The sequence below is a fragment of the Stenotrophomonas sp. GZD-301 genome (assembly GCF_049310345.1).
Lineage (GTDB): Bacteria > Pseudomonadota > Gammaproteobacteria > Xanthomonadales > Xanthomonadaceae > Stenotrophomonas.
The window spans coordinates 38,395-44,535 of the sequence record NZ_JBMOWY010000027.1; the positions used below are offsets into that span (position 1 = coordinate 38,395).

A 6,141-nucleotide genomic window follows, 5' to 3' on the forward strand; every position below is an offset into this window, starting at 1 on the left:
CGGCAACGGCTCAGGCGGTTGCGGGCGGCAGCTGCTCCAGCAGCCACTCGCAGAAGGTGGCCACCGCGGGGTCGGGCTCGCTGTCGCGATGCACCAGCCAGGACCAGCGCGGTCCTGCCACCTGCATGTCCACCAGGGGTTCCAGCAGGCCGGTCGCGCGGGCGGGCGCAGACAGGAGTTCGCTGACCAGCGCGATTCCCAGGCCGTGGCAGGCAGCATCCAGCAGTTGCCCTGGCTCGGAGAAGTTCATGCCCTGGTCGCGCTGGCCCACATCCACACCGCCCTGTGCGCGCCAGTGGTTCCAGTCCATCTCGCGCTCGCCATGCAGCGTGGTGCGTTCGCTGGCTGGCTGGGCCACTACATCGGGGTGGGCGACCACGCACAGGCGATCCTCCACGAGCGCGCGCAGGCGACAGTCCGGCTGCGCGTCGATGTCATCGCGCAGGGCGATGTCGATGGTCTGCGTGGCCATGTCTGGGGCGTCTTCGCTGGTCAGCAGCCACAGCTCGACGTGCGGATGCTGCTGACGGAAGGCGGCGAGGCGGGGCACCAGCCAGTGGCGTGCGAAGGCCGGCGTCGTGTTGACGATCAGCTGGTTCGGCTTGCGGTACTGGTCCAGTCGGCGGATGCCCGCCGCCAGATTGCGCAGCAGGCCCTGTGTGGTGCCCAGCAGATCCTGGCCGGCATCGGTGAGGCTCACGCTGCGGCCCTGCCGGAAGAACAGGGGTTGGTCGAGGAAGGATTCCAGGCCGCGGATCTGCTGGCTGATCGCCGACTGGGTCAGGTGCAGCTCCTCGGCCGCCTTGTGAAAACTGCCCAGGCGGGCGGCGGCTTCGAAGCCCCGCAGGGCGTTGAGCGGCGGCCAGTGTTTCAGCATGGCTGATAAGTCCGGCTAATCATTTGGTTGGCAAATTTATCGTTTGTCCGGCCTGCAGGGCAAGCCTAGGATGGCAACCCGTAGCCCGTGATGCATTAGGCGGGCTTCACATTCCCTTCTGTTCCGGAGTCCTGCATGTCCAGCCGCCGCCATTTCATCCGCCAGTTGGGCCTCGCCGCCGGTGCGGCCGGCTTGGCGGCCGTCGGCCTCGGCAGCCCCGCCGCACAGGCCCGGCCGGGTGTGGCCCGGCGCTGGGCCATGCCCGACGAACATGCCCCGCAGGCGCGCGTGTTCGTGGCCTTCGCCGCCGCGCCGCAGGTATGGGGGCGCGAGGCCGATGCCGTGAACGACACCGTGGCGCGACTGGCCCGGACCATCGCGCGTTACCAGCCGGTGACCGTGCTGTGCCGTCCGGCGCAGTTGGCGCAGGCGCGCAGCCGCTGCGGCAGCGACAACATCACGTTTCTCGATCTGCCGCTCGACGATGTCTGGGTGCGCGACTACGGCGGATGCTTCGTGCTTGATGAGGCAGGCGAGCTGGGCCTGGTCGATTTCAATTTCAACGGCTGGGGCGACAAACAGGATGCCGGCAACGACACCCGGGTGGCCGCGCTGCTTGCCGAGTCGATGGAGGCCACGCTGCTGACCAGCGCAGTGGTGGGCGAGGGCGGTGGCATCGAAGTGGATGGCCACGGCACCGCGATCCTGACCGAAAGCTGCTGGGTCAACCGCAACCGCAATCCCGGGGTGAGCCGCGCCCTGATCGAACGCGAGCTGTCGGCACGGTTGGGGCTGCGGAAGACGATCTGGCTGCCGGGCATCAAGGGCCAGGACATCACCGATGCGCACGTCGACTTCTATGCGCGCTTCGTGCAGCCGGGCGTGGTCGTGGCCAATCTCGACAACGACCCGGCGTCCTACGACTACGCGCTGACCCGCAGGCATCTGGACATCCTGCGCACCGCCACCGATGCCGACGGTCGCGCGCTGGAGGTGCACACGCTGCCGCCGCCGCGCAACGGCCGCCGCAATCGCCATACCCGCGACACTCCGGATCTCGCGCAGGGCTACATCAACTATCTGCCGGTGAACGGTGCGGTGATCGCGCCGCAGTTCGGCGATGCGCGCGCCGACGGCTACTGCCGCGATCTGCTGGCCGACCTGTATCCGGACCGGATCATCGAACAGGTCGACATCGACCCGATCGCAGCCGGCGGTGGCGGCATCCACTGCGTGACCAAGAACATGCCGCAGGTGCGGGTCTGACGTAGCCGCTCAGGCCAGCGGCAGCGTCGTCTCGGCGCGGGTGAGGCGGTCGTGCAGTTCACGCACCGCCTCGGCCCGGGCATCGGTGCGGTTGGTTTCGCCGAGCGTGCGCAGGTAGCGGCATGCCGCGAACGTGGCCGCACGACGCTCGTACTCGGCGATCCAGGCCAACCGGTCAGGCAGCTGTGCCTGCGCCGGCGTCCACGCCGCCGACGACGGACGCACATGGCGGGCGATGCCGATCCGCCACGGTTTGGGCGTCAGGCGCGCGCGGAAGCAGCGTTGCAGCGCGCACATCCGCGTATACAGCGGATCGCCGCGCAGCGCGCCGAAGAACGTGCCAACGGCCGGGTCGTCCGGCAGGAAAGTGGCGTGCATCGCCAGCACGCGCAGCCCGGCCGGCGTGCGGTACACGCGCAGGTGCCAGTCCGGGTGCTGTCGGGCGAAGGCCTCCACCCGCGCCATCGCCCGCGCCTCCACGCCGCCCTCGTTGGCGAACGCGCGGCGCTTGAGGGCCCCCGCCACCACGTTGGCGACGATCACCACCAGCGTCGCCAGCACCACCGCGGGAATGGCGCGCCCAAGGCCGGGCACTCCCTGCCAGGCGGCGCCAACGGCCGCCGCCACGCCTGCCCAGAGCAGCACGGCAGCCTTGAGGTTCAGTGCGAACCCACCGGGGGGCGACTCAAAGTCCACATCCCCGAACAGCACGTCCGGGGTGTTCAGGCACAGCGCGCCATAGCTGTTGCGCGTCACCACCACATCGCTGTGGCGCGACACGATCTGCTCGCGGATCGGCACGCCTTCCAGCCCGTAAGGGGTGCGTCGTTCCTGGCGGGGCAGATCGTTGCCGGCCAGAATCGCCCCGAGCGCGTCGCGCGTGCGGAGCTCGGCATGCGCCTGCGCGGCGGCCTCGCTGTCGTCGGACCAGCCCATGCGGGTCACGGTGATGCTGCGGCGCTGCTGTTTGAGCTGCAGGCGGGCTTCGGCCCAGTACTCGGGAACGATCACGTGCGTCCTTGCCGGCAATGTCGATCGGAGCGGCGAGTGTCGCATGCCGTGCACGCGATACGCAGCGTGCCGGGGCGCGCTTGTTGCGGGGCAGCCGGTCTTCTACCATCCGCATCCATGCGCCCAGAACCGCCCGACATTCCGCTGTTTCGCCCCACCAACGCGTTGGCCGGCATGGTCTGGGCCCTGCTGGGAACCGCCAGTGCGGGCGTGACGGCCGTGGCCGTTACCGTCATCCGTTTCTGGGTCTATCCATCCTTCTCCGAGGCCTTCCAGGCCATCGGGGTGGTTCCGCCGCTGATCACGCGGGTGTTCGCCAGCGGTGCACCGCTGGTGTGGCTGGCGCCGCTGGTGCTGGGCGCGATGTGGGCCTTCGGTCCACGCCAGCCCGGCTGGTACCGGCTGATCGGCCTGGTCGGGATCGGCACGGCGTTCATCGCCGCGCCGATCACCATCTTCGCGCTGTACCTGCCGATCTTCGCGGTCAACGCGGCCCTCTGACTCAGCGGTCGAGCGCAGCCCGCGTCACGCTCAGTCGAACCGCCAGCGCAGCCCTGCATACACGCTGCGGCCTTCGCCGGGTGTGGAGCGCGCCACGTCCTTGCCGGCATCGTTGTAGCCGGGCGTCACCGTGGCGGCGTAGTGGCGGTCGGCCATGTTGCGCAGTTCGGCCCAGGCCTGCCAGCGGCCACTGGGCGCATCGAAGCCCACGCGGCTGCCGAAGATGACGCGGCTGTCGGCGCTGAACGTGTTGGCATAGTCCACGAACATCCGCGAGACATAGTCCGTGTTCAACGCGGCATAGAAGCCGGTGGGGTGCGCATAGCGCAGCTCGGCCTGGTAGGCATGGCGCGGCAGCCCGGGCAGGCGGTTGTCGCCGAAGCGGGCATCGTGACGGTAGCGGAAGTCGCTGAAGGTGTACGCCTGGCGCAGCTGCAGGCTGCCGGCAGCGCCCTGCCACAGCGTGCTGTCCAGGCCGGCTTCGATGCCGCGGTGTACGGTGGGGCTGGCGTTGTTCTCGGCCACGAACAGGTTCGGCACCGGCAGCACTTCCACGCTCAGCAGTTCGTGCAGCACGTGCGCGTAATACGCCGTCAGCTCCCAGCGTCCCAGGCTGCTTTCGCCGCGCGCGCCGAGTTCGAGTGTGGTTGCGGTCTGGTTGTCCAGCGGCACCGGTGCGCGCTGGCGTCCGCTCGAGGCGCCGTTGCCCGGCGCGAAGTACTGGTTGGAGCCCCAGATCATCGACCACGGGTGCGCCGGTTCCACCGACCGGCTCAGGTTGCCGAACCACTGTGTGGCAGGCGTCTGCTGCCAGGTGAAGCCCAGTCGCGGGGCGTAGTCCCAGTCGCTGCCCGACAGCCGTTCCGGCGTGCTGGGCCAGGTGACCTGCACATCGTGGCGCGTGTTGATCACGGCCAGCCCGGTCTGCACGCGCAGCGTGTCGCTCAGCGCCGTGTCGTTGCCCACGTACAGCGTGCTGTGGGTGCCGTGATGGGAGAAGTCGCGGGTGTGGGTGCCGGCGGGGTAGCCGTTGTTGGCAAAACGCAGGGTCTCGCGCACGTCGGCATCCAGGTCGTGGGTCACGCGCAGGCCGAGCGTGGTCACGCTGTCATGCCCGAGCAGCGTGTGCTGCCGCCGGTAGTCGAGCGTGGCATTGAGGTTGGTGTAGTCCAGTTGCTGGCGGTACAGACTTTCGTTCAAGTCCATCGGGTAATGGTGGTATGCCAGCCCGGCCTGCAGCGAGGAGACCGCGTCGATCTGCCAAGTGGTCATGTTGCCGATCCAGGTGCTGCCCGGTTGCGGGCGGCGCGCATCGATGGCCAGGTTGGCCGGGTTGGCCGCGCGCGGATCGTTGCGGATCTGGTCGCGGGTGAGGCGCCCCGGCGTTTCGTGATTGGTCTCGCGGTAGCGCACGAAGAAGCGCGTTTCCAGCGTCGGGGTGATCTGCCAGCCGAGGTTGGCCATCGCGCCCTTGCCGTCGCCACTGGCGTGGCGCTGGTAGCCGTCGAATTCGGTATCGGTGTAGGCCAGGTAGTAATCGACTGCGGCGCTGACTCCGCCGTATCCCACGCTGCGCTTCTGATACCCGCGGCTGCCGGCGTCGTACTGCAGCTCCAGCCCGGCCGAATCCCGGCCGCTGCGGCTCACGTAGTTGATCGCGCCGCCCAGCGCCAGCGCGCCGCGTTCGATGCCGTTGGCGCCGCGCAGCACGTCCACGCGGCTCACCCACTGCGGTTCCAGCAGTTCGTACGGGGTGCCGCCCGGGCCGGTCAGCGGCAGGCCATCCAGCGACACCGAAATGCCCGACGCATGCGCGCCCGGGCCGCGGTTGATGCCCGAGCCGCGGATGGACACTTTGGTGCCTTCATTGCCCGGCGACTGCGCGCTGATGCCGGGCTGGTAGGCCAGCACATCGGCGCTGCTCGCGAGGCGGCGGTCGGCGTTGGCCACGTCGATGACGTTGCCGGCGCCGGGAACGCGCTTGAGCGCGGCACGGGCCTGGTCGGTCTCGCTCGCGGCGGTGACGTTGACCGCGTCCAGCGTGGTGGCCTGCGGGGCGGCGTGGGCGGCACCGGCAGCAAGGCCAGCCAGCAGGGCGGTGGCCAGCAGGGAGGGAGTGGGGCGGGGGAGAACAGTCATGCGTGCGCGATCTGGTGGTAGCGACCGGCCGCGCGCGAGCGCGCAACCCTGTCAACTGCGAATGGGGTGCGCAAGTTAACAGGGTCGACGGAAAACGTCATCTCCCCAGGCGGGTATGGACCGCTGGCCCGCACGGCCAATTCTGCCCGGTAGGTGCGGACCGTTGGCCCGCACGGACGCTTCCCCGGTAGGTGCGGACCGCTGGTCCGCACGCGCGATCACCCAGGCGGGTACGGACCGCTGGCCCGCACGGCCAATTCTGCCCGGTAGGTGCGGACCGTTGGTCCGCACACCCGATTCCACCCCTTCAGTGCATAACGCCAGTCCACCAACCCCACCCCCCCACC

5 protein-coding genes are annotated in these 6,141 nt (G+C 69.4%); 2 read left to right on the forward strand and 3 right to left on the reverse strand.

The genetic code is table 11. The features are described 5' to 3' along the window. Positions 1-10: 10 nt before the first annotated feature. The gene (locus ACO6VK_RS07165) at positions 11-877 is read right to left on the reverse strand and encodes a LysR substrate-binding domain-containing protein (protein ID WP_422506214.1); all 867 of its coding nucleotides are present in this window, start codon (positions 875-877) and stop codon (positions 11-13) included. Between the two features lie 135 nt (positions 878-1,012). On the opposite strand from ACO6VK_RS07165, the gene ACO6VK_RS07170 reads away from it, so the two are divergent. Next, on the forward strand, positions 1,013-2,143 hold the full coding sequence (locus ACO6VK_RS07170) for an agmatine deiminase family protein (protein WP_422506215.1): 1,131 nt from the start codon (positions 1,013-1,015) through the stop codon (positions 2,141-2,143). 9 nt (positions 2,144-2,152) lie between these two features. Here the strand turns inward: ACO6VK_RS07170 and ACO6VK_RS07175 are convergent, their stop codons facing one another. Further along, on the reverse strand, positions 2,153-3,154 hold the full coding sequence (locus ACO6VK_RS07175) for a hypothetical protein (protein WP_422506216.1): 1,002 nt from the start codon (positions 3,152-3,154) through the stop codon (positions 2,153-2,155). A gap of 117 nt (positions 3,155-3,271) precedes the next feature. On the opposite strand from ACO6VK_RS07175, the gene ACO6VK_RS07180 reads away from it, so the two are divergent. Further along, positions 3,272-3,655: a hypothetical protein gene (locus tag ACO6VK_RS07180; protein WP_422506217.1), complete on the forward strand. Its 384-nt coding sequence runs from the start codon at positions 3,272-3,274 to the stop codon at positions 3,653-3,655. 30 nt (positions 3,656-3,685) lie between these two features. On the opposite strand, the gene ACO6VK_RS07185 is transcribed toward ACO6VK_RS07180, so the two are convergent. Then, complete coding sequence (locus tag ACO6VK_RS07185; RefSeq protein ID WP_422506218.1) at positions 3,686-5,794, reverse strand: TonB-dependent receptor family protein; 2,109 nt, start codon at positions 5,792-5,794, stop codon at positions 3,686-3,688. Positions 5,795-6,141: the final 347 nt, after the last annotated feature.

What these genes read in the sequence shown, in the direction of transcription:
- ACO6VK_RS07180 (WP_422506217.1), top strand. Translation starts at nt 3,272, where the DNA reads ATGCGCCCAGAACCGCCCGACATTCCGCTGTTTCGCCCCACCAACGCG.
- ACO6VK_RS07165 (WP_422506214.1), bottom strand. Translation starts at nt 877, where the DNA reads ATGCTGAAACACTGGCCGCCGCTCAACGCCCTGCGGGGCTTCGAAGCC.
- ACO6VK_RS07170 (WP_422506215.1), top strand. Translation starts at nt 1,013, where the DNA reads ATGTCCAGCCGCCGCCATTTCATCCGCCAGTTGGGCCTCGCCGCCGGT.
- ACO6VK_RS07185 (WP_422506218.1), bottom strand. Translation starts at nt 5,794, where the DNA reads ATGACTGTTCTCCCCCGCCCCACTCCCTCCCTGCTGGCCACCGCCCTG.